The sequence below is a fragment of the Enterobacter wuhouensis genome, assembly GCF_035835995.1.
In the GTDB taxonomy this organism is placed as follows: domain Bacteria; phylum Pseudomonadota; class Gammaproteobacteria; order Enterobacterales; family Enterobacteriaceae; genus Enterobacter; species Enterobacter wuhouensis.
Window position 1 is genome coordinate 1,070,231 of record NZ_CP142124.1, and the last position, 21,421, is coordinate 1,091,651.

Annotated in this window: 17 protein-coding genes; 8 read left to right on the plus strand and 9 right to left on the minus strand. The window is 58.2% G+C overall.

Annotation, left to right across the window (positions count from 1 at the left end; all coding sequences use genetic code 11):
• Positions 1 to 2: 2 nt before the first annotated feature.
• The 5 genes from VPX56_RS05120 to VPX56_RS05140 form a co-directional block, all read right to left on the minus strand.
• The gene (locus VPX56_RS05120; RefSeq protein ID WP_131633331.1) at positions 3 to 2,081 is read right to left on the minus strand and encodes an ABC transporter permease; all 2,079 of its coding nucleotides are present in this window, start codon (positions 2,079 to 2,081) and stop codon (positions 3 to 5) included.
• A 65-nt stretch (positions 2,082 to 2,146) separates the two neighbouring features.
• Positions 2,147 to 3,178 carry an ABC transporter substrate-binding protein gene (locus VPX56_RS05125; protein ID WP_033487712.1) on the minus strand — a complete coding sequence of 344 codons (1,032 nt, stop codon included), beginning with the start codon at positions 3,176 to 3,178 and terminating at the stop codon, positions 2,147 to 2,149.
• A 13-nt stretch (positions 3,179 to 3,191) separates the two neighbouring features.
• Positions 3,192 to 4,493, minus strand: coding sequence for an MFS transporter family glucose-6-phosphate receptor UhpC (uhpC, locus tag VPX56_RS05130; RefSeq protein ID WP_263610752.1), 1,302 nt, complete (start codon positions 4,491 to 4,493; stop codon positions 3,192 to 3,194).
• An 85-nt stretch (positions 4,494 to 4,578) separates the two neighbouring features.
• On the minus strand, positions 4,579 to 6,120 hold the full coding sequence (locus tag VPX56_RS05135; protein WP_131633329.1) for an MASE1 domain-containing sensor histidine kinase: 1,542 nt from the start codon (positions 6,118 to 6,120) through the stop codon (positions 4,579 to 4,581).
• Positions 6,120 to 6,749 carry a response regulator transcription factor gene (locus tag VPX56_RS05140; RefSeq protein ID WP_326470290.1) on the minus strand — a complete coding sequence of 210 codons (630 nt, stop codon included), beginning with the start codon at positions 6,747 to 6,749 and terminating at the stop codon, positions 6,120 to 6,122. The genes VPX56_RS05135 and VPX56_RS05140 overlap by 1 nt, the downstream gene beginning before the upstream one ends.
• Before the next feature lie 240 nt (positions 6,750 to 6,989).
• On the opposite strand from VPX56_RS05140, the gene tauA reads away from it, so the two are divergent.
• Genes tauA through tauD form a run of 4 tightly spaced genes read left to right on the plus strand, consistent with a single transcriptional unit; the run spans position 6,990 to position 10,402 of the window.
• The gene (gene tauA / locus VPX56_RS05145) at positions 6,990 to 7,952 is read left to right on the plus strand and encodes a taurine ABC transporter substrate-binding protein (protein ID WP_326470292.1); all 963 of its coding nucleotides are present in this window, start codon (positions 6,990 to 6,992) and stop codon (positions 7,950 to 7,952) included.
• 10 nt (positions 7,953 to 7,962) lie between these two features.
• Positions 7,963 to 8,730: a taurine ABC transporter ATP-binding subunit gene (gene tauB, locus VPX56_RS05150; RefSeq protein WP_131633326.1), complete on the plus strand. Its 768-nt coding sequence runs from the start codon at positions 7,963 to 7,965 to the stop codon at positions 8,728 to 8,730.
• A complete protein-coding gene (gene tauC, locus VPX56_RS05155) occupies positions 8,727 to 9,554 on the plus strand; it encodes a taurine ABC transporter permease TauC (protein WP_326470294.1) in 828 nt (275 codons plus the stop codon). The genes tauB and tauC overlap by 4 nt, the downstream gene beginning before the upstream one ends.
• Complete coding sequence (tauD, locus tag VPX56_RS05160; protein WP_326470296.1) at positions 9,551 to 10,402, plus strand: taurine dioxygenase; 852 nt, start codon at positions 9,551 to 9,553, stop codon at positions 10,400 to 10,402. The genes tauC and tauD overlap by 4 nt, the downstream gene beginning before the upstream one ends.
• 69 nt (positions 10,403 to 10,471) lie before the next feature.
• On the opposite strand, the gene VPX56_RS05165 is transcribed toward tauD, so the two are convergent.
• Together VPX56_RS05165 and hemB are read right to left on the minus strand one after the other, a co-directional pair.
• Positions 10,472 to 12,196 (minus strand): bifunctional ornithine lipid synthase OlsF, encoded by a 1,725-nt coding sequence (locus VPX56_RS05165; RefSeq protein WP_326470298.1) that lies wholly within the window; start codon positions 12,194 to 12,196, stop codon positions 10,472 to 10,474.
• Between the two features lie 72 nt (positions 12,197 to 12,268).
• Complete coding sequence (gene hemB, locus VPX56_RS05170; RefSeq protein WP_131633322.1) at positions 12,269 to 13,243, minus strand: porphobilinogen synthase; 975 nt, start codon at positions 13,241 to 13,243, stop codon at positions 12,269 to 12,271.
• A gap of 450 nt (positions 13,244 to 13,693) precedes the next feature.
• Here hemB and VPX56_RS05175 point away from each other — a divergent pair, with 450 nt between their 5' ends.
• Both VPX56_RS05175 and VPX56_RS05180 read left to right on the plus strand, forming a co-directional pair.
• Positions 13,694 to 16,468 (plus strand): autotransporter outer membrane beta-barrel domain-containing protein, encoded by a 2,775-nt coding sequence (locus VPX56_RS05175; RefSeq protein ID WP_326470301.1) that lies wholly within the window; start codon positions 13,694 to 13,696, stop codon positions 16,466 to 16,468.
• Between the two features lie 87 nt (positions 16,469 to 16,555).
• The gene (locus VPX56_RS05180) at positions 16,556 to 17,179 is read left to right on the plus strand and encodes a helix-turn-helix domain-containing protein (RefSeq protein WP_131633320.1); all 624 of its coding nucleotides are present in this window, start codon (positions 16,556 to 16,558) and stop codon (positions 17,177 to 17,179) included.
• Between the two features lie 2 nt (positions 17,180 to 17,181).
• On the opposite strand, the gene ampH is transcribed toward VPX56_RS05180, so the two are convergent.
• Positions 17,182 to 18,342 carry a D-alanyl-D-alanine-carboxypeptidase/endopeptidase AmpH gene (gene ampH / locus VPX56_RS05185; protein WP_326470303.1) on the minus strand — a complete coding sequence of 387 codons (1,161 nt, stop codon included), beginning with the start codon at positions 18,340 to 18,342 and terminating at the stop codon, positions 17,182 to 17,184.
• Positions 18,343 to 18,694: 352 nt separating this feature from the next.
• On the opposite strand from ampH, the gene sbmA reads away from it, so the two are divergent.
• Together sbmA and VPX56_RS05195 are read left to right on the plus strand one after the other, a co-directional pair.
• The gene (gene sbmA, locus VPX56_RS05190) at positions 18,695 to 19,915 is read left to right on the plus strand and encodes a peptide antibiotic transporter SbmA (RefSeq protein ID WP_131633318.1); all 1,221 of its coding nucleotides are present in this window, start codon (positions 18,695 to 18,697) and stop codon (positions 19,913 to 19,915) included.
• 14 nt (positions 19,916 to 19,929) lie between these two features.
• Complete coding sequence (locus VPX56_RS05195; RefSeq protein ID WP_326470305.1) at positions 19,930 to 21,027, plus strand: DUF1615 domain-containing protein; 1,098 nt, start codon at positions 19,930 to 19,932, stop codon at positions 21,025 to 21,027.
• Here VPX56_RS05195 and VPX56_RS05200 read toward each other — a convergent pair.
• On the minus strand, positions 21,024 to 21,326 hold the full coding sequence (locus VPX56_RS05200) for a YaiY family protein (RefSeq protein ID WP_131633316.1): 303 nt from the start codon (positions 21,324 to 21,326) through the stop codon (positions 21,024 to 21,026). The two genes, VPX56_RS05195 and VPX56_RS05200, sit on opposite strands and share 4 nt — an antisense overlap.
• Between the last annotated feature and the right edge of the window lie 95 nt (positions 21,327 to 21,421).

The following is a 21,421-nucleotide window of genomic DNA, read 5'->3' on the forward strand; positions in this document are numbered from 1 at the left end:
TGTTACGCCTGGTTTTTGGCTTTTGAACGGGAGATACGCGCCTCGCCGATCAGCCAGTCAAAGAGGAAAATGATCGCCAGCATGACCACAATCAGGATCGAGCCGTAGGCAATCGCCACGCCGTATTCGCCGTCTTCCACGCGGTTCAGAATGTAGGCCGTTGCCACGCGGGTATCCGGCGTGACGAGGAACACAATGGCGCTGACGGTGGTAATGGCACGCACAAAGCTGTAGATGAGCGCCGACAAAATGGCGGGCCTCAGCAGCGGCAGCAGGATGTGTGTGATGGTGCGCAGGCTCCCGGCACGCAGGCTCAGCGAGGCCTCGTCCAGCGACTTGTCGATCTGCCCTAAGCCCGCGATGCCGGCGCGAATGCCGACCGGCACGTTGCGCATCACCATCGAGATAATCACGATGGCCGCGGTGCCCGTGAGGTACACCGGCGCGCTGTTAAAGGCCAGAATGTACGACACGCCCGCCACGGTGCCCGGCACGGCAAAGCACAGCATGGTGGTGAACTCGATGGTCTTTTTGCCCTTAAACTGCTGGCGCACCACAACCCAGGCGATCAGCAGGCCGAAGGCGGCGGTGATCGGCGCGGCGATCCCGGCGTAGAGCAGGGTATCGAGCAGCGAAGGCCATGCGCCGTCGCTCATGCCCTGGCCGAACAGCTTGATAAAGTTATCCAGCGTCAGGGTGTAATCCACGCCCCAGTTGACGGTAAAGCTGCCGTAGAAAATGCTGCCGTAGAGCAGGGCGTTAAAGGCGATCCACACCGCCAGCAGTGCGATCACGCTCCACACCAGCGTCACCGGCAGCGGCTGAACGTCGCCGCGGTACGATTTACCGGACACCGTCACATAGGAGCGCTTGCCGATCCACATGTACTGGATGCAGAACACCAGCAGCGAGAACAGCAGCAGGAAGGCCCCGAGGGTGCTTGCCGCCTGATAGTCCAGCTGCGAGCCGGTAATGTAGAAGTAGATCTGCGTGGCCAGCACGTCGAAGTTCCCGCCCAGCACCAGCGGGTTACTGAAGTCGGCCAGCGACTGCACAATCACGATTAAAAACGCATTTGCCAGCGCCGGCTTCAGCAGCGGAACAAAGACGCCGTTGAAGGTCTGCCAGCGGCTGGCGCGCAGGGTGTACGACGCCTCTTCCAGCGACGGATGAATGGTTTTGATCGCGCCGTCGAGGATCATAAAGGCCATCGGCGTGAAGGCCAGCACCTGCGCCAGCCAGATGCCGGTGAAGCCGTACAGCCAGTTGGTATTGGTTAACCCAAACCAGTCCACCATCAGCTCGGTAATATAGCCGGAGCGCCCCATCATCAGCGTGACGCCCAGGCCCACCACGAACGGCGGAGTAACGATGGGAAGAATCGAGAAGATACGGCCAATGATGGCGCTGCGCCGGGCGATGCGCGTGGTGTATATCGCCAGCACCAGGCCAAAGAAGGTGCAGCCGATCCCCACGGCAATCGACAGCAGAATCGAGTTGATGATGACCTGGATAATGTGCGCCTGCGACAGCACGCTCATGAAGGCCAGCGGGGCGAATTCGCCAGCGTCGTTGGTGAACATCGGAATAAAGATGGCGATGCTCGGCCAGACGATAAAAATGCCGATCAGCGCGACGATGGTAATCAGCGAGCCAATCACAAAGCGGTCGCCTCCCAGCCACTCCAGACGAGTCAGGGCCAGGGTCATGATCGCCCCGAGCGCCACAAACAGCACGATAGTGGCATAGCCTAAACCGCGTCCTTCCACTGTGGCGCTGATGACCACGAACGCCATGCACAGCAGCGCCCAGCCCGCATCGAGGTAGTGACGGCTGCGCTGCTCGCGCTTCGCTTCGTTAAACGGGCGCACCAGCAGCAGGCTCGGCAGCAGGTACCACAGCCAGCTAACGTTGAAATGGGACCAGCCGTAGGCGTCGAGGATCTCATCCCCGGTAGACTCCAGCAGGCCGTAATCAAGGCTCCAGCTCGGCAGCAGGGCAAAGGCCAGCCAGCCGAGTAAAACCCACAGGAATACCGCATCCCGTTTTTTGGCGGGATGAAGAGCAAGTGTCTGTGACATAAGTTTTCCGGGTGTTGGATGCCCGGCGGATGAATACCGCCGGGCGATAACCACTGTTCGCGGGCTTATTTACCCATCTTCACGTCGCTGACCCATTTATTGATCAACGCTTTACGTACGTCGGTGGAGCCGTACTTGTCCATGTCATAGCTGATGAGCTTCAGGTCATCGAGCTTGAGCGAGTTCGGCGAGGTTTCCGCCGTGGTGTTGGTGAGGATTTGATAGGATTTACCCTTCTTCCACGCCAGCTCCTGCGCCTCTTTTGAGAGCACCCAGTCCACGAACAGCTTCGCGTTCTCTTCGTTGCGCGCGCCCTTCAGAATGCTCACGCCGCCAATTTCATACCCGGTGCCTTCGCACGGAGAGATCAGCTCCAGCGGCGCACCCTGCTCTTTTTCCAGCGAGTAGTCGTGGAGGAAGCCGATGCCGATGGCGGTTTCACCGCGCGCGGCGTTACGCGCTGGGGCAATGCCGGATTTGGTGTACTGGGAGACGTTGCCGTTGAGCTGTTTCAGGTAGTCGAAGGCCTGATCTTCACCCCACAGCTGGACGAAGGTCGCCAGCGCGGTATAGGCGGTGCCGGAGCTTTGCGGATCGGCGATCTGGATCTCGCCCTTGTATTCCGGTTTGGTCAGATCCTTCCAGCATTTTGGTACCGGCAGGTTCTTCTCCTTCAGGCGCTGGGTGTTGACGCCAAAGCCTAAGATCCCGACGTAGACCGCGGAGGAGAGGTTGCCTTTCACCTTGGCCGGATCGCGGAATTTCTCCATGATCTGCTCCAGGTTTTTCGATTTATAGGGCTGGAGCAGCCCCATCTCACCGGCCTGGGACTGCGGGTCCAGCGTGCCGCCGTACCAGACGTCAGCCTGCGGGTTTTTCTTCTCGGCATCCACCTTCGCCAGCGTGCTGCCGGAGCCGTTGCGGATAAACGAGGTTTTGACATCGTACTTTTCGCCGAACGCTTTGGTTTCGACTTCGCACATTTCGTTGGTGGCGCTGCAGTACACTACCAGACGGCCTTTAGCCTGCGCTGCACCGGTTAAGGTGGCCAGCGCGATCCCGGAAGCAATGAGGGTAGAGAGAAGCGTTGTTTTCATTATTCAGCCCTTTTTATGACGTTATGTGACTGCGAGAAGCGGTGATGCCCGCCATCAGCAATGGCATCAGTAATAAACCCATCAGGACGGCGGCTATCGACAGTAGGCTGAACATCCCGGACCAGCCGTAGCGTTCAATTACCTGCGACAGCGGCCACCCGGCCAGCGAGGCGCCCAGATAGGCAAATACGCCGAGAAAGCCGGTAATCGAGCCTGCCGCCTGCTTGTGTCCGCACTCAACGGCGGCAAGGCCAATGAGCATCTGCGGACCAAAAACGAAAAATCCCACCGTAAAAAAGCACATCGCCAGCAGGGCGTAGTGGTGAACCGGCGCCAGCCACAGGGCGGCGACCGACACCATCAGCCCAAGCGTGAACAGCAAAATCATCGGCGCGCGCTGGCCGCTGAACAGCAGATCCGATCCCCAACCGGCAAACAGCGCGCCCAGCAATCCGCCCACTTCAAACAGCATGACCGTGGCGTTGGCGCTGAGAAGATTTACGCCGTGGCTCTCCGCCAGCCAGATATTGCCCCAGTCGTTCAGGGCGATTCGGATGAGATACACCAGCACATACGACGCCCCGAGCAGCCAGATCATCGGGTTTTGCAGCATGGTGGTACGCAACATCTGCCACAGCCCCATCGGCGGGCTTTGCTGCTGCTGGCGCAGCTCCAGCGGATCGCTCCGCCACTCCCCGACCGTGGGCAGACCCTCTTCCTGCGGTGTACCCCGCAGTTGTGTGGTCAGCCACAGGCCGAGCACGATGCTGATGATCCCCGGTGTCAGCATCGCCGCCTGCCAGCCCCAGCGTTGGGCGGCAACGGCGCAAATCAATGGAATAATCGCGCCACCCATGTTGATGGAGGTATTCCAGCAGCCCCACCAGAAGCCGCGCTCGTTGCGCGAATACCAGTGGGTCAGCAGTCTGGCGCAGGGCGGCCAGCCCCAGCCCTGAAAGAAGCCGTTCAGCGTCCAGATAAACAGCAGCAGCGGGAACGAATCGCTAAAGCTGAACAGCACGTTCAGCACGCCCGTCGCCAGCAGCCCGATGCCCATAAACGCGCGCTGTCCATGGCTGTCGTGCCAGAGCCCGGCGGCGAATTTGGACAGTCCGTAGCTGAGATAAAACAGCGACCCGATAAGCCCGATATCGCCCTTGCTCAGCCCCAAATCCAGCTGTAGCGCGGGTAAGACGTAGTTCAGGCTTTTTCGCGTCAGGTAAAACGCGGCGTAGCCAATCGCCATACAAAGGAGCAGCCTGGGGCGCAGCGCCCGGTAACGTTGTGAAACCTCTTCAGCAGACAGTGCGTGCATGGCGTTCTCCGTTTGAGATGACTGTAGGCAAGCGCGGCGTAAATGGGATGAGACAAAGTCTGGTGTGGCTAAGACTTTTTCCTGGCTAGAGGTGCGTTTGTTGCAAATTTGTGGGCAGGTTAACAATTACGCGCGTCCCGGCGTGGGATTCCAGCGTCAGCTCGCCGCCGAGGGCGGAGACGCGCTCGCGCATGCCCTGAATGCCGAAGCCGGGCTGCTGCTGAGGGCTGATGCCGCTGCCGTTATCGCGCACCTCAAGGTGGAGCCGCGCGTGCCGCTGGCAGAGGAGGATCGTGACTTCGCTGGCGTTGGCGTGTTTGCAAACGTTGTTGAGCAGCTCCTGAAGCAGGCGATACAGGGTAAAGACCAGCGTTTCGCTCTCCGGCGGCGTGGGTAGCCGGTAGTCAAAGCGGCAGCGGATCCCGCGTTCAGCAAAGGCAAACTCGTTGACCAGGTGGTGCAGGGCCTCCTGGAGCGACAGCTCGTCGAGCACCGGCGGGCGAAGCTGGCGCAGCAGCTGACGCGTGGAGCGGTGAATACGCCTTGCGAGATCGTTGATCTGCCCGGCGGCCTCAATGGCGAGCGGCGTATCGCCCGCCCGCTTCACCAGCTGGGACTGGATCTGGATGGCGGTGATGTTCTGGCCGATTTCGTCGTGAAGCTCGCGGGCCAGCTGCTTGCGGGTGTCCTCTTCGGAATGGATCAGTTTTTCCGCCAGCGCCCGTCTGGCCTGAAGCTCGTTCTCAAGCCGATGGCGATAGCGCTCAAGGTTCATCGCCAGATGCTGCTGGCGGCTGATGGCGATCCCCAGGCCAATCCCCAGCAGCGACTGGGTAGAGAGAAAAATTTCCAGTTCCAGAAGGTCGCTAAACCCGACGCCTACCTGGCGGGCAATGGTGATCATCATGCTGCCGAGCAGCCCGGAAAGGACACCTCCCTGCCAGCCGAATTTCCACGCCATCACCACGTTGGGCAGGAACACGATAATCAGCAGCAGCCGCTCCAGCGCCGGGGAGAGCACCATCTGCGTGCCTATGCCGATAATAAAAAACAGGCTGCACCAGACGATCAGCGAGGTGCGCAGCGGAGGATTGCTGGTATCCAGCCCCAGCAGGTGGTAGCGATGCTGCTGGCGTAAAAATTCGAATACCAGATAGACGAACGGCGTCAGGAGCACGCCGCCGGTAAAGGAGCCAAGCAATAGCAGCGTGGCCGGGCTGTCGAGAAAGGGCGACAGAATCAGGGTTTGCAGCAGGGCATTTACCGTCACCGCCGCGATCAGGATCGACAGCCGCTGCCAGTAGAGCGGGAAGCGGTGCCAGTAGCGCTGCGCCAGCCAGGCGCTGACGATGCCGATAAGCGGCACGGCCAGCATCAGATAGCGTGTGAGGAGTTGCTCACCGTGCAGCCACAGAATGGCGGCAAGGGGGGAAAGCACTAACGCGGGCCAGAAGCGGCGGGAAAGTAAAATCATCAGCGCCAGCCACACCCCCTGAGGCAGAAACAGCACCGCCTGCTGGCCGTTGTGGGTAAGGTAGAAGCTCAGCGTCCACAGCATCAGCCAGCCGGTGCCCCAGGCTAGCATAATGAACAGAGAAAGGATTAGATGCCGGACTGCGCACCGCATCAGTGGCCCGTCAGCAGCTGGTTATCCAGCGCGAAATGCACCAGATCGATGGTGCTGTTGCACTGGAGCTTGCCCAGCACGTTGGCACGGTGGACGTGTACCGTCTTGTGGCTCAGCGAAAGCGTATAGGCGATTTCCTTCACGCTTTCTCCTTTCACCAGCAGCTCAAACACTTCGCGCTCGCGCGGGGTGAGCGCCTCAAGCACGTTGGGCATCGGCTCGCCGCCGCGCAGGGCTTTTACCGCATCGGCACACAGGTAATGTCCGCCCATGCCGACGGACCGCACGGCCTGCACCAGCTCCTCCGGGCCGCAGCGCTTGGTCAGATAGCCGCTGGCGCCCGCATCGAGGGCGCTTTGCACAAAGGCCGGGGTGTCGTAGATGCTCAGGATGATGGCGCGAAACGTTGGCCGCTGCAGGCGCAGGCGCTTGAGCAGGCTAAGACCGTTTTCGTCCGGCATCGCGACGTCCATCACCGCCACGTCGATATCGGTGCGCGACAGTACGGGCCACGCCTCGGCGGCGCTGCTAAACTGGCCCTCAACCACAAGATCGTCTTCCAGACTTAACAGCTGGGCGAAACCGGAACGTACCACCACGTGGTCGTCCACCAGCACCACTTTAATCATCTCGACACCTTTTGCTCATTCGTTGACCTATGATGCCCGTTGCCGGCGGGCTGGCAATCCTGCGGCTGCGGTTATGTAACCGATGTAACAAAATTGCAATAAAGGTCCAACCCACTTTTTAACTATCCTTTGCCGCTTTTTATCTAAAAACGAATCGTTATGAGCGATTCATTTTTATTCCTTTATCAAAATTCCCGCGCCGGAAATACTGCCCTCATAACAACAAGGGGAGCAGGCACTATGGCAATTTCATCGCGGATCACATTACTCGGCACGCTGGCGCTGTGGGCATTTCAGGCGCAGGCGGTGGACGTCACCGTCGCGTATCAAACCTCTGCGGAACCGGCGAAAGTCGCGCAGGCGGACAACACCTTCGCCAAAGAGAGCGGGGCGAACGTCGACTGGCGCAAGTTCGACAGCGGCGCGGCCATCGTGCGGGCGCTGGCCTCCGGCGACGTGCAGATTGGCAACCTCGGCTCAAGCCCGCTGGCGGTGGCGGCCAGCCAGCAGGTGCCGATTGAAGTTTTCCTGCTGGCGTCCCAGCTCGGCAACTCCGAAGCGCTGGTGGTGAAGAAAACCATCACCAAACCGGAAGATCTGATCGGCAAGCGCATCGCCGTGCCGTTCATTTCAACGACCCATTACAGCCTGCTGGCGGCCCTTAAGCACTGGGGCATCAAGCCGGGCCAGGTGCAAATCCTTAACCTGCAGCCGCCGGCGATTATTGCCGCCTGGCAGCGCGGCGACATCGACGGCGCCTACGTCTGGGCACCGGCCGTGAACGAGCTGGAAAAGGACGGTACCGTGCTGACCGACTCCGAAAAAGTGGGCCAGTGGGGCGCACCGACCCTCGACGTGTGGGTCGTGCGCAAAGACTTTGCCGAGAAACACCCTGAGGTGGTGAAGGCCTTCGCGAAAAGCGCGATTGACGCCCAGCAGCCGTACATCAGCAATCCGGACGAATGGCTGAAGCAGCCCGCCAACCTGGAAAAACTGTCTCGCCTGAGCGGCGTGCCTGAAGCGGACGTGCCGGGGCTGGTGAAGGGTAATACCTACCTGACGCCCGCGCAGCAGGTGCAGCAGCTGACCGGGCCGGTGAATAAAGCGATTGTGGATACCGCCACCTTCCTGAAAGAGCAGGGCAAAGTGCCTGCGGTGTCGGCGGATTACAGCCAGTACGTCACCGATCGCTTTGTGAAATAAGGAGTCCGCCATGCTGAATATTACGAACCTGTACGCCGATTACGGTGGTAAGCCCGCGCTGGAGGACATTAACCTGACGCTGGACAGCGGCGAGCTGCTGGTCGTGCTGGGCCCGTCAGGGTGCGGAAAAACCACGCTGCTGAATCTGATCGCCGGGTTTGTCCCTTATCAGCATGGCGCTATTCAACTGGAAGGCAAAAAGGTGGAAGGCCCCGGCGCCGAGCGCGGCGTGGTCTTTCAGAACGAAGGGCTGCTGCCGTGGCGAAACGTGCAGGAAAACGTGGCGTTTGGCCTGCAGCTCGCCGGCGTTGGCCGTGAGCAGCGGCTGGCGACGGCGCGGGAGATGCTGAAAAAGGTCGGGCTGGAAGGGGCGGAAAAGCGCTTTATCTGGCAGCTTTCCGGCGGACAGCGCCAGCGCGTCGGGATCGCCCGCGCGCTGGCAGCCAATCCGCAGCTGTTGCTGCTGGACGAGCCGTTCGGGGCGCTGGATGCCTTCACCCGCGAGCAGATGCAAACCCTGCTGCTGCGCCTGTGGCATGAAACGGGCAAGCAGGTGCTGCTGATTACGCACGACATCGAAGAGGCAGTGTTTATGGCAACCGAGCTGGTGCTGCTGTCGCCGGGGCCGGGCCGCGTGCTTGAACGGCTGCCGCTCGAATTTGCCCGTCGCTACGTGGCGGGGGAGCCGGTGCGCAGCATCAAATCCGATCCGCTGTTTATCGAACAGCGTGAATACGTCTTAAGCCGCGTGTTTGAACAACGGGAGGCCTTCTCATGAGCATCGTCTTCAGTGAAAAAACGCGCCGCACGCGTCTGGCGCTGCGCTGGCCTTTCTCGCGCCAAATCACGTTGAGCGTTGGTACGCTGCTGGTGCTGCTGGCTGTGTGGTGGGCGGTTGCTGCCCAGCAGTGGGTCAGCCCGCTGTTTCTGCCGCCGCCGGGACAGGTGCTGGCCAAACTCATTACCATTGCCGGGCCGCAGGGCTTTATGGATGCCACGCTCTGGCAGCACTTAGGTGCAAGCCTGGCGCGCATTCTGGTGGCGCTGCTGGCAGCGGTGGTGATCGGTGTTCCGGTCGGCATCGCGATGGGCTTAAGCCCGACGGTGCGCGGCATTCTCGACCCGCTGATTGAGCTGTACCGCCCGGTGCCGCCGCTGGCCTATCTGCCGCTGATGGTGATCTGGTTCGGCATCGGCGAGACCTCCAAAATCCTGCTGATTTATCTGGCGATTTTTGCCCCGGTGGCCATGTCGGCGCTGGCGGGCGTGAAGAGCGCCCAGCAGGTACGCATTCGTGCGGCGCAGTCGCTGGGCGCCAGCCGCACGCAGGTGCTGCTGTTCGTGATTTTACCCGGCGCGCTGCCGGAAATTTTAACCGGGCTGCGCATCGGCCTCGGCGTGGGCTGGTCCACGCTGGTGGCGGCGGAGCTGATTGCGGCCACGCGCGGCCTTGGGTTTATGGTGCAGTCGGCGGGGGAGTTCCTGGCGACTGACGTGGTGCTGGCAGGGATCGCGGTGATCGCCGCGATCGCCTTTGGATTAGAACTGGGGCTGCGCGCGCTACAGCGCCGCCTGACGCCCTGGCATGGAGAAATACAATGAGTGAACGTCTGACCATTACCCCGCTGGGGCCGTACATTGGCGCGCAGGTGTCGGGCCTGGATGTGACCCGTCCGCTGAGCGATAACCAGTTCGAGCAGCTGTACCACGCGGTGCTGCGCCATCAGGTGGTGTTCCTGCGCGAGCAGGCAATCACCCCGCAGCAGCAGCGCGCGCTGGCCCTGCGCTTTGGCGATCTGCATATCCACCCCGTCTATCCGCATGCGGAAGGGGTGGAGGAGATCATCGTTCTGGACACCCACAACGATAACCCGCCGGATAACGACAACTGGCACACCGACGTAACCTTTATCGAGACGCCGCCCGCCGGGGCGATTCTGGCGGCGAAGCTGCTGCCGGAAACCGGCGGGGACACGCTGTGGGCCAGCGGCATTGCGGCCTTTGAGGCGCTCTCCGCGCCGTTCCGGACGCTGCTGAGCGGGCTGCGGGCGGAGCACGACTTCAAAAAATCATTCCAGGAATACAAGTACCGCAAGAATGAAGAGGAACATCAGCGCTGGCAGGAAGCTGTGGCGAAACATCCTCCGCTCCTGCACCCGGTGGTGCGCACCCATCCGGTCACGGGCAAGCAGGCGCTGTTTGTGAACGAAGGGTTCACCACGCGCATTGTGGACGTGTCCGAGAAAGAGAGCGAGGCGCTGCTGGGCTTCCTGTTCGCGCATATCACCAAGCCGGAGTTTCAGGTGCGCTGGCGCTGGCAGGAGAACGACCTGGCGATTTGGGATAACCGCGTGACGCAGCACTATGCCAATGCGGACTATCTGCCGCAGCGAAGGATTATGCAGCGGGCGACGATTCTGGGGGATAAGCCGTTCTATCGTGCGCCTTGATCCCCTCACCCTAACCCTCTCCCCAAAGGGGCGAGGGGACTGCCCGGTGCGGTTTTCACCCTCTCCCTGTTAGGGAGAGGGCTGGGGTGAGGGTCTTAAATGCGCCTCAATATACCGCTGGTAGCGGTTCGCCTTCAGGTAACACAAATCCACCAGCACCAGCCCGTCGACGCAGTTGTTAAACGCCGGGTCGCTGCCGAAATCGATAAACTGCACCCCGCCGGGCTCGCACAGTTCGGAATACTGCTTGTAGAGAGGCGGAATGCCGCAGCCCAGATTGCCGAGCAGGAACTTCAGCTTCGTCAGATCGTCGACGTAATCCACGCCGCCAAACTGCGCCAGCACGTCCGGCAGCGATGCGGGATACGGCTGGCGCGACGCGGCTAACGGATGCGTCGCCGGAAACCACAGGCGGTAAAATGCCACCAGCAGATCCCGCGCGGCAGGCGGTAAGCCGCCGGAAATGGAGACCGGCCCAAACAGGTAGCGATAGTGCGGATAACGCGCCAGGTAAGCCCCAATGCCGGACCATAAATAGTCCAGACCGCGACGCCCCCAGTAGCGCGGCTGAATAAAGCTGCGCCCCAGCTCAATGCCGTGCTCAAGCACGTCCTGCATTTTGTCGTCGTAACGGAACAGGCTGTAGCTGTACAGCCCCTCGACGCCACGCTTTTCCACCTGCCGGGCGGTCGGCATAAAGCGATACGCGCCGACGATCTCCAGATCGTCGTCATCCCAGAGGATCAGGTGCAGATAGTCATCATCATAGCGGTCGGTGTCCCGGCGCTTGCCGCTGCCTTCCTCCACGGCGCGAAACGCAATCTCACGCAGGCGCCCCAGCTCTCGCAGCACGGGAGCCTCTTCCTGCCCGTTGCGTTGCCACAGGTAGATGGCTTTGCCGTCGCCGGTTTTGCCCAGGCATTCCGCCTGCGCCAGCTCGCGCTTCAGCGTGGCGCGATCTTCCGGGCGGGCGATGGCGCACTGGGTTTTGAAGACGCCGGGCAATCCCTTGCCAAGACGTATCACGTGCTGACGGCACCGTTCGGCCATCTCGCGCGACGAAAGCGTGGCGCTAAACCAGCTGTTCCAGGCAATTTGCTGGCCGATTTTAATCGGCAGCTGGCTATGGCGGCGGCGGAACATCTGCTGCATGAGCAGCAGCAGGGGCAGCGTAGGCGACACCAGCGTGCTGGCGTAAAAGAGCAGGCTGTTGCGCGCCTGAATATGCACCGGCAGCAGCGGCACGCGCAGCTTGCCGGCGAGTTTGATAAAGCCCGAATGCCATTTTTTATCGCGTATCCCTTGGCGCGTCGGGCGCGACACTTCTCCCGCCGGGAAGAAGATCAGCACGCCCGCGCTTTGCAGATGCTGCTCCATCTGCACCAGCGACGCTTTGGCGGTCCTGCCGCCCATGTTGTCCACCGGAATAAACAGCGAGCTGAGTGGTTCGAGGTGGGTCAACATGCGGTTAGTGACGACTTTGATATCGCGGCGCACGCGCGATACGGCGTACATCAGCGCCAGCCCGTCAAGGGTTCCGGTGGGATGGTTGGCAATAATGACCAGCGGGCCATGTTCGGGGATGTGTTCGAGATCGCGGGTTGAAACGGTGCAGAGAATATCGAGGTGTTCCAGAACGTTCTCCACCATATCCAGCCCCTTCAGGTGGCGGTGGGTTGCGGCAAACTGCTGGAATTCTTCTTCGTAGAACAGTCTTTTTAACAGATTTTTTTGCCAAGGGGCGGGCCTCGCCTGGGGCCAAAGATCGTCGAGAACGCTGTCGAGACTAAACATGGTTACTCCTCCTGCCGTCTTGCGAAGACAGTAGAAGGAGCAGATGTCGGTTGTATTGCAGTTTGGTGAAGATTAGCGGAGGATTTTTTTCTCGGCCAGATCCAGCGCGAAGTAGCTGAAGATCAGATCCGCGCCCGCGCGTTTGATCGCCCCCAGGCTTTCAAGGATCACTTTCTCTTCGTCAATCGCACCCGCCTGCGCGGCGAATTTGATCATCGCGTACTCACCGCTCACCTGATACGCGCCCAGCGGCAGCTCGGTACGCTCGCGGATGTCGCGCAGGATGTCGAGATACGCGCCAGCCGGTTTCACCATCAGGCAGTCTGCGCCCTGGGCTTCATCCAGCAGAGACTCACGAATGGCTTCGCGACGGTTCAGCGGGTTCATCTGATAGGTTTTACGGTCGCCTTTCAGCGCCGTGCCTGCGGCTTCACGGAACGGGCCGTAGAAGGAGGAGGCGAATTTGGTGGAGTAGGACATGATGGCGGTATCGGTAAAGCCCGCCGCGTCCAGCGCCTGACGAATCGCCTGAACCTGCCCGTCCATTGCGGCAGACGGCGCGATGAAATCCGCACCTGCAGCAGCGGCAACAACGGCCTGCTTGCCGAGGTTTAACAGGGTGGCGTCGTTATCCACGCCGCGATCGCACAGCACGCCGCAGTGGCCGTGAGAGGTGTATTCGCAGAAACAGGTGTCGGACATGACGATCATCTCCGGCACGGTCTCTTTACAGATGCGCGACATGCGGGCAACCAGGCCGTCTTCTTTCCACGCATCGCTGCCGGTGGCATCGGTGTGGTGGGAGATCCCGAAGGTCATCACCGAGCGGATGCCCGCGTTGGCAATGCGTTCGATCTCACGCGCCAGATGCTTTTCCGGGATGCGCATCACGCCCGGCATGGCATCAATGGCTTTGTAGTCATCGATCTCTTCTTCAACAAAAATCGGCAACACCAGATCGTTTAAGGTCAGTGTTGTCTCTTCAAACATAGCGCGCAGTGCAGGTGACTTGCGCAGGCGACGGGGACGTGCAATTAAATCGGTCATGGTATGCCTGACGTTTGTGGAACAAAGAGGGCTAGTGTACCTGAAAGCACGGCAGGGTGTTTTACTAAAGTGGGCATTTTGAGTTTGTGCAATATCCCAGGTTATCTCTTTTTAAACCCTTATATACTGTGGCGAGATTTAAATTTATACCCGGCAGTAATATTGGTGGGGTTTTTAGATTGCATGGAATATATAGATTAAAATGATCTATTTATTTCTATTATATTTATCGTGATGATGGTAGAGAATTTTAAGTTTCTGTTTTTATAATATTTGTATTGGGTGGCTAATGTTTCTTGGTTTTTTCGGTATTATTTGTCTGGATACGGACTTAATGGAATCATTCATTGAACCTTTTCGAATTGAAAATGCATAATTCCTTCCGCAATTAAACGTTGCAACATTATTTGATGGACAAACTTGCTTACGTCCCTGAGGAGGGATGACCCAATGCAAACATGGAAAAAGAAACTGGTTGTATCTCAACTTGCATTAGCCTGCACCCTGGCTATCGCTTCTCAGGCCAATGCGAAGGATATTTCCGGCACCACGTATAATACATTTGGATATGATAATACCGCGACGGCCCCCTGGTATTATGGCTACGCAGACTGGGATTACTCAGATGCCACCCACGATGGTGATATTTACCCGGTGATCAATAAATCAACGGTAAACGGCGTTATTTCAACGTACTATCTGGATGACGGCGTCAATGGCCGGGCAAATGCGCTGACGATTTCCAACAGCACCGTTAACGGCATGATTACGTCAAAATGCATGACGTCGACCTGCTCCGATGGCGTGGATACGGATGGCACCACGCATTCTCAGTACGATCGTTTTAGTCTGACGGTCGATAACAGCACCATTAACGACGCCTATGAGCATTATGCTTATGACGTTGTGAATGGCGACACCACCGAAACCCATTATCAGGATACCTATGCTCTGGGTAACGCGATTACGCTGGATGTGGAGTCTGATATTGTTATCCAGAATAACTCCCACGTGGCGGGTATTACGCTGACGCAGGGTTATCAGGAGCTGGATAATACTCCGTACGACGGTGTTGAGGGCGTTGCTAACAATACCAACGTCTTTACCGACACGCTGGTGGTGAAAGACTCCGTGCTGACCTCCGGCGCATACAGCGATCTGGGCACCAGCGGCTTCTACGGTCAAACGGCGAAGCCGAGCGATTACGGCGAAACCAATGCCACCGCGGCGGATGACGCGGCGCTGATCGTGGCTGCCGGCGCGTCTGATAACGCAATGCAGACGACCGCCACGTTCGATCACTCCACCGTGACCGGCGATATCCTCTTCTCCAGTACCTTCGATAACAACTTCTACGTCAATGGCGATCCGGCAACGGATACCACCGACGACGGCGTATACAACCCAACCACCAACGGCTGGGATGATACGGATAAGCTGGACGTCACCCTGACCAACGGCAGCAAGTGGGTAGGCGCGGCACAGTCCAGCGTTGAGGCCATCAGCACCGCGCAGATGTACGGTGAGGGCTACAGCGACGTTGACTGGAGAACCTTGTCGCCAAACAGCATCTGGCCTGACTCCACTTTCGACACCAACGGCCACGTGGCGGGTGAAGAGGTCTATCAGAGCGGCCTGTTCAATGTTGCCCTGAACAATGGCTCCGAGTGGGATACCCGCAAAGTATCTAACATCGACACCCTGACGGTGAATAATCAGTCCCAGGTGAACGTTGAAAACTCGGGCCTGCTGGCGGACTCCATTACCCTGACCAATGCGTCATCGCTGAATATTGGCGACAGTGGCGCGGTCGCAACAGACAGCCTGTATCTCGACAGCGATAGCCGTGCGGCGCTGACCGAAGAAACAGCCGAGCTGTATGCGAATACCATTACCGTGGACAACGGTGCCGAGCTGGCGCTGGGTCTGGGCCAGGTCGATACCCACAGCATGGTCCTGACCGACGGCGGCGTCCTGAACGTTGCCAGCCGCGATTACGTGCTGAACAGCGATCTGAACAACGCGCGGTATATCACCAATGACAAGAGCAAGGCCGATTACGATTACGGCGTTGTTGCTCTGAACTCTGACGGTCATCTGTCGGTAAACGGTGACGTTGCGGGCAACTACAAGGTGCTTATCGACGATGCGACCGGTGCCGGCTCCGTTGCTGATTACAAAAACAAAGAGATTATCCGCGTTTATGATAACAACGCGGATACCGCTGCCAGCTTTACCGCCGCGAACAAAGCTGATTTAGGGGCATATACCTATCAGGCGCAGCAGAAGGGTGACACCGTTGTTCTGCAGCAGAAAGAGCTGACCGACTCTGCCAACATGGCGCTGAGCATTCCTTCTGCCAATACCAACATCTGGAACCTGCAGCAGGATACCGTTGGCACGCGTCTGACCAACAGCCGTCATGGCCTGGCGGATAACGGCGGGGCGTGGGTAAGCTACTTCGGCGGTAACTTCGACGCCGATAATGGCGACGTGAGTTACGATCAGGACGTGAGCGGCATCATGGTCGGTGTCGATACCCGTATTGACGGCAACAATGCTAAGTGGGTTGTCGGCGGTGCGGCAGGCTTCGCGAAGGGTGATATCAGCGATCGCACCGGTCAGGTCGATCAGGATAGCCAGACCGCAATGATCTACGCCTCTGCGGCGTTTGCGAACGATGTCTTCCTCGACAGTTCCCTGAGCTATACCCGCTTCAACAGCGATCTCTCTGCAAACATGAGCAACAGTCAGTATGTGGATGGCAACACCACAACCGACGCAGTGGGCTTTGGCATGAAGCTGGGCTACGACTGGAAACCAAACCTGTCTGGCTACGTCACTCCTTATGCGGCGGTGTCCGGTCTGTTCCAGTCCGGGGATGACTACCGTCTGAGTAACGACATGCGTATCGATGGGCAGTCTTACGACAGCCTGCGCTACGAGCTGGGCGTGGATGCGGGTTATACCTTCAACTACGGCGGCGATCAGGCGTTGACGCCTTACTTCAAGCTGGCCTACGTGTATGACGATGCTGATAACAGCGCCGACATTAACGGTGACAGCATTGATAACGGCGTTGAAGGCTCTGCGGTTCGCGTGGGTCTGGGCACGCAGTTCAGCTTCACGAAAAACTTCAGTGCCTACACTGATGCAACCTATCTCGGCGGCGGCGACGTTGACCAGAACTGGGGTGCAAATCTGGGTGTGAAATATACCTGGTAAAAGATAAAAGCGGGGGAATTCCCCCGCTTTCTTATATTACGTAAAAAATAATAAAGAACCGACATATACAGATGACTTGAGGTCTGCATGAACGTCGATGCGAAACCACTTTCTGAATTAAGCCGGCTCGTACAGTGTCTGGAAGCAGCCAGTACGCCATTTAAAACCTTGCCACAGAATGTCATATCACCCGGCAATAGTGATGAACCTTATACCTTTGTGATACAAACCGGCATTATCGCTATTCATCGTAAATCAGATGAGCTCCTCGTGGGGATTGCGAAGGCACCCTATATTTACGGCCTGAGCGCCTGGATGAATGACAGTCATCAGGAATATCAGATGACGGCACACACTTCCTGCAGCGGATTTTATTTACCTGCCTCAATGTCGCGGCAGCTTATTCAACAAAAGTCCCTCTGGCAGGAGGCTTTTTGCTGGCTGTCCTGGATTAACCATATTCTGGGGAAGCGCGATATTCAGCTGGTTGGAAATAATTCCTACAGCCAAATAAGGGCGATGCTGCTAAATATGGCCGAATGGGATGATACGCTACGGTCAAAAATTGGTGTTATGAATCATATTCAGCGCAGCACGCGTATTTCGCGCTCGGTGGTCGCGGAGGTTCTGGCTGCCCTACGGCAGGGAAATTACATCAATATGAGCCGGGGCAAACTGGTCAGCATCAACCGTTTGCCCACTGACTATTAACCCTAATTCGATGCCGTGAGCACCTGCGCTTTGTTGGCGCTCAGCTCAGCAACCAGGTTATTAATCCCGTCACTCATATTGACGAAACGCGTGTTCGGCGAGCGGGTGACGACCACAAACGCCCCGACGTTGGACTGCGGGATCATTGCCATATAGGTGATGAACCCGCCGCCCCCGCCCGTTTTCTGAATAATACCCGGACGGCCCTCTTTTGGTGCCATATACACCCAGCCCATGCCAAGCGCATCGGCTTTACCGGGTACATCCATACCGATGACGCGGTGCAGCTGGGTGCGCTGGTAAATCAGCGTCTGCATACGATCGGCCTGGCTGCTGCGCGCGTAGAAATCTGACGAGAGGAACTGCTGCATCCAGCGCATCATGTCGCCGGGCGTGGAGTACACGCCGCCGCTGCCGACGGCGGCGAGAGTGTTGTTACACGGGCTGGCCCCTTTCTCGGCCACCATCAGGCGGGCGCACTGATCCGGAGAAGGGGTAAACGTGGTGTCTTTCATACCCAGCGGGCGGGCGATCTGCTCTTCGAACAGCCTGGTATACGGCTTGCCGGAGGCCGTAGACAGGGCGTCGGCCAGCAGGTCAAACGCCAGATTAGAATACGTGGCCTGCGAGCCCGGCGCGGATTTCAGCGTGGCGGTGCTCAGGTAATTCCAGCGCTGTTCCCGGGTTGGCCAGACAAAGACGGGGCGATGGGCCGCGCCGCCAGGCTGTTCGCGCGGAAGGGCGCTGGTATGGGTTGCGAGGTTGACGAGCCGGATCGGCGTCCCCTGGTACGTCGGCACCCGAGCGCCAGGCGGTGCATATTTACTCAGCGGATCGTCGAGCTTCACCACGCCCTGGTCGAGCAGCTTCACCAGCAGTTCGCTGGTCATCAGCTTGGTAATGGAGGCGATACGGATCACCGAATCCAGCTGTGGGTGAATGTTATTTCCCGGACGCGTTTCACCGAAGCTGCGAAAAACGCGCTGGTTACCGTCGATAACCACCATCGCCATTCCCGTTGCGCCACTCCCGTAATAGATGAGGTTCGCGTAGCGATCGGCGATATCAGAGGCCAAAACCGGGGCCGTCAGCGGCTGTGCTGCCTGGGCGGTGGAGAAGCTCACCGCACACAGCGCGGCGAAAGAGAGCAGACAACGTTTCAACGAAAAGCATCCATCAAGTCAATAAGGTGAGTAAGGGGTATTTATACTACTAATCGGAGCCGCGCAATGGGCCGAATTGCATAACGATAGCGAGAAAAACGTAACCATGGGTAAATATGAATAATTTACCTGCGACCCATCTCCCATTTTGTGACATCGGGCTTATGATAGAGGCCTTTTTCGCGAAGCCCGATGTAACGCACCGAAACAATTCTCGAAAAATGGAAAGCGAACTAATAATAAACCCTCAGGTCTGACTTTTTTGCCCGGTCCGGGAGGCTGGTCCGGGGCAGGTTTTCGTGTGGTGATGTGTTGAGCACAGCAACAGCCATAACAACAAGAAGGAAGCATAATGTTTAAGTCTTTTTTCCCAAAGCCGGGGCCATTTTTCCTGTCGGCATTTATTTGGGCACTGATTGCCGTCATTTTCTGGCAGGCTGGCGGCGGCGCGTGGCTAATGCGTATCGCGGGCGCTACGGGCGACGTGCCGATTAGCGCGGCACGTTTCTGGTCGCTGAGCTATTTGCTGTTTTACGCCTACTACACGGTATGCGTGGGGCTGTTCGCGCTGTTCTGGTTTGTCTATTCGCCGCACCGCTGGCAGTACTGGTCGATTCTGGGCACGTCGCTGATCATTTTTGTCACCTGGTTCCTGGTGGAAGTCGGGGTGGCGGTGAACGCCTGGTATGCTCCGTTCTACGATCTGATCCAGACCGCGCTGAGCGCGCCGCACAAGGTGACCATTAATCAGTTCTATCAGGAAGTGGGCGTCTTCCTCGGCATCGCCCTTATCGCTGTTGTGATTGGCGTAATGAATAACTTTTTCGTCAGCCACTACGTGTTCCGCTGGCGCACCGCCATGAACGAACATTATATGGCGCACTGGCAGCACCTGCGCCATATCGAAGGCGCCGCACAGCGTGTGCAGGAAGACACCATGCGTTTTGCCTCTACCCTTGAAGATATGGGCACGAGCTTCATCAACGCCATTATGACGCTGATTGCCTTCCTGCCCGTGCTGGTCACGCTTTCTGCGCACGTTCCGGAGCTGCCGATTATTGGCCATCTGCCGTATGGCCTGGTGATTGCCGCGATTGTCTGGTCGCTGATGGGGACGGGGCTGCTGGCGGTTGTCGGGATTAAGCTGCCGGGCCTGGAGTTTAAAAATCAGCGCGTCGAAGCGGCGTATCGTAAAGAGCTGGTGTACGGGGAAGATGATGCTAACCGCGCGTCGCCGCCAACCGTTCGCGAGCTGTTCGGCGCGGTGCGTCGTAACTATTTCCGCCTCTATTTCCACTACATGTATTTTAACATCGCGCGTATTCTGTACCTGCAGGTGGATAACGTTTTCGGTTTGTTCCTGCTGTTCCCGTCTATCGTTGCGGGTACCATTACGCTGGGTCTGATGACGCAGATCACTAACGTCTTTGGTCAGGTTCGCGGCTCGTTCCAGTATCTGATCAGCTCGTGGACGACGCTGGTGGAGCTGATGTCTATCTACAAACGTTTACGCAGCTTCGAGCGTGAGCTGGACGATAAAGACCTGCAGGAAGTGACCAATACATTCAGTTAATACAGGGAGTTGCTATGTCCTTTGCCGTACCGCGCGTCTTACCGTTGTCCCTGCTGGCCGCTTTTGTGCTGGTGGGATGTGCTGAAAAAGGCGCTGCGCCGCTCAAGAAAGGTGAGAAACCGGTCGATGTGGCAAGCGTTGTGCGGCAAAAAATGCCCTCCACCGTGAAGGATCGCAGCGCGTGGGCAGACGCGCTGGCTAAAACCTTTGAAAGCCAGAAGATTGCCCCCACCGAGGAGAATATCTGCTCGGTGCTGGCGGTCGCGCAGCAGGAGTCGATGTACCAGTCGGACCCTGCCGTGCCGGGGCTGAATAAGATTGCCTGGAAGGAGATCGACCGCCGCGCGGAATCGATGCATATCCCGGTATTCCTGGTCCACACCGCGCTGAAGATCCCTTCGCCAAACGGCAAAACCTACAGCGAACGGCTGGATACGGTAAAAACGGAGAAACAGCTCAGCGCCATCTTTGATGATTTCATCGACATGGTGCCGATGGGGCAGAAGCTGTTTGGCTCGCTTAACCCTGTTCACACCGGTGGGCCGATGCAGGTTAGCATCGCCTTCGCGGAGAAACACACCGACGGCTACCCGTGGAAAATCGACGGCACCGTGCGCCAGGAAGTCTTCTCTCTGCGCGGCGGCCTGTGGTTTGGCACCTACCACCTTCTGAACTATCCGGCGAACTATGATGAGCCGCTGTACCGCTTTGCGGACTTCAACGCCGGCTGGTACGCAAGCCGTAACGCGGCCTTCCAGAGTGCGGTCAGTCGTGCAAGCGGCGTGAAGCTGGCGCTGGATGGCGATCTGATTGCCTACGGCAGCAGCGAGGCGGGGAGCACCGAGCGTGCGGTGCGTAAGCTTGGGGCAAAGCTTGATATGAGCGACAGCGATATTCGTCGGCAGCTGGAGAAGGGTGATAGCCTGGCGTTCGAGAAAACGGATTTGTACAAGAAGGTGTTTGCGTTAGCTGAGCAAAAAAGCGGGAAAGCGTTACCGCGGGCAATCCTGCCGGGAATTCAGCTGGAAAGCCCGAAGATCACGCGTAACCTGACCACGGCGTGGTTCGCTAAGCGCGTGGACGATCGTCGGGCTCGCTGTATGGGGCTTTAGTGGCGGCGACGCCAGCGCAGTACTAGCGCGACAACGCCCAGGATCGTACAGCCGGTAAGGAACGGGATCAGGCCAAACAGGGTGCTAACGCCAAAGCCAATCTCTACGCGGGGGCGTCCGCTATCCTGCACCTGCATCAGGTGTTCATAAACGCCCGGCGCATGGACCAGCATATTAAGGAGCTGGGAACCGGCCCAGAAGCAGAACAGGACAAACAGGGCATAGGCAATATTACCCGCCGTAGAGGTTCTAGGTTGTTTGCCGCCAAAAATCGGTTTCGACAATGTAAAATCAGCCATAAAGACCTCCCGAAATGTCACTCTGCTCATACGCGTCTTACAGGTGAAGTGTGACAGGTCATAGCATTTGTCAATATCAGAATCGTGGTAATTTT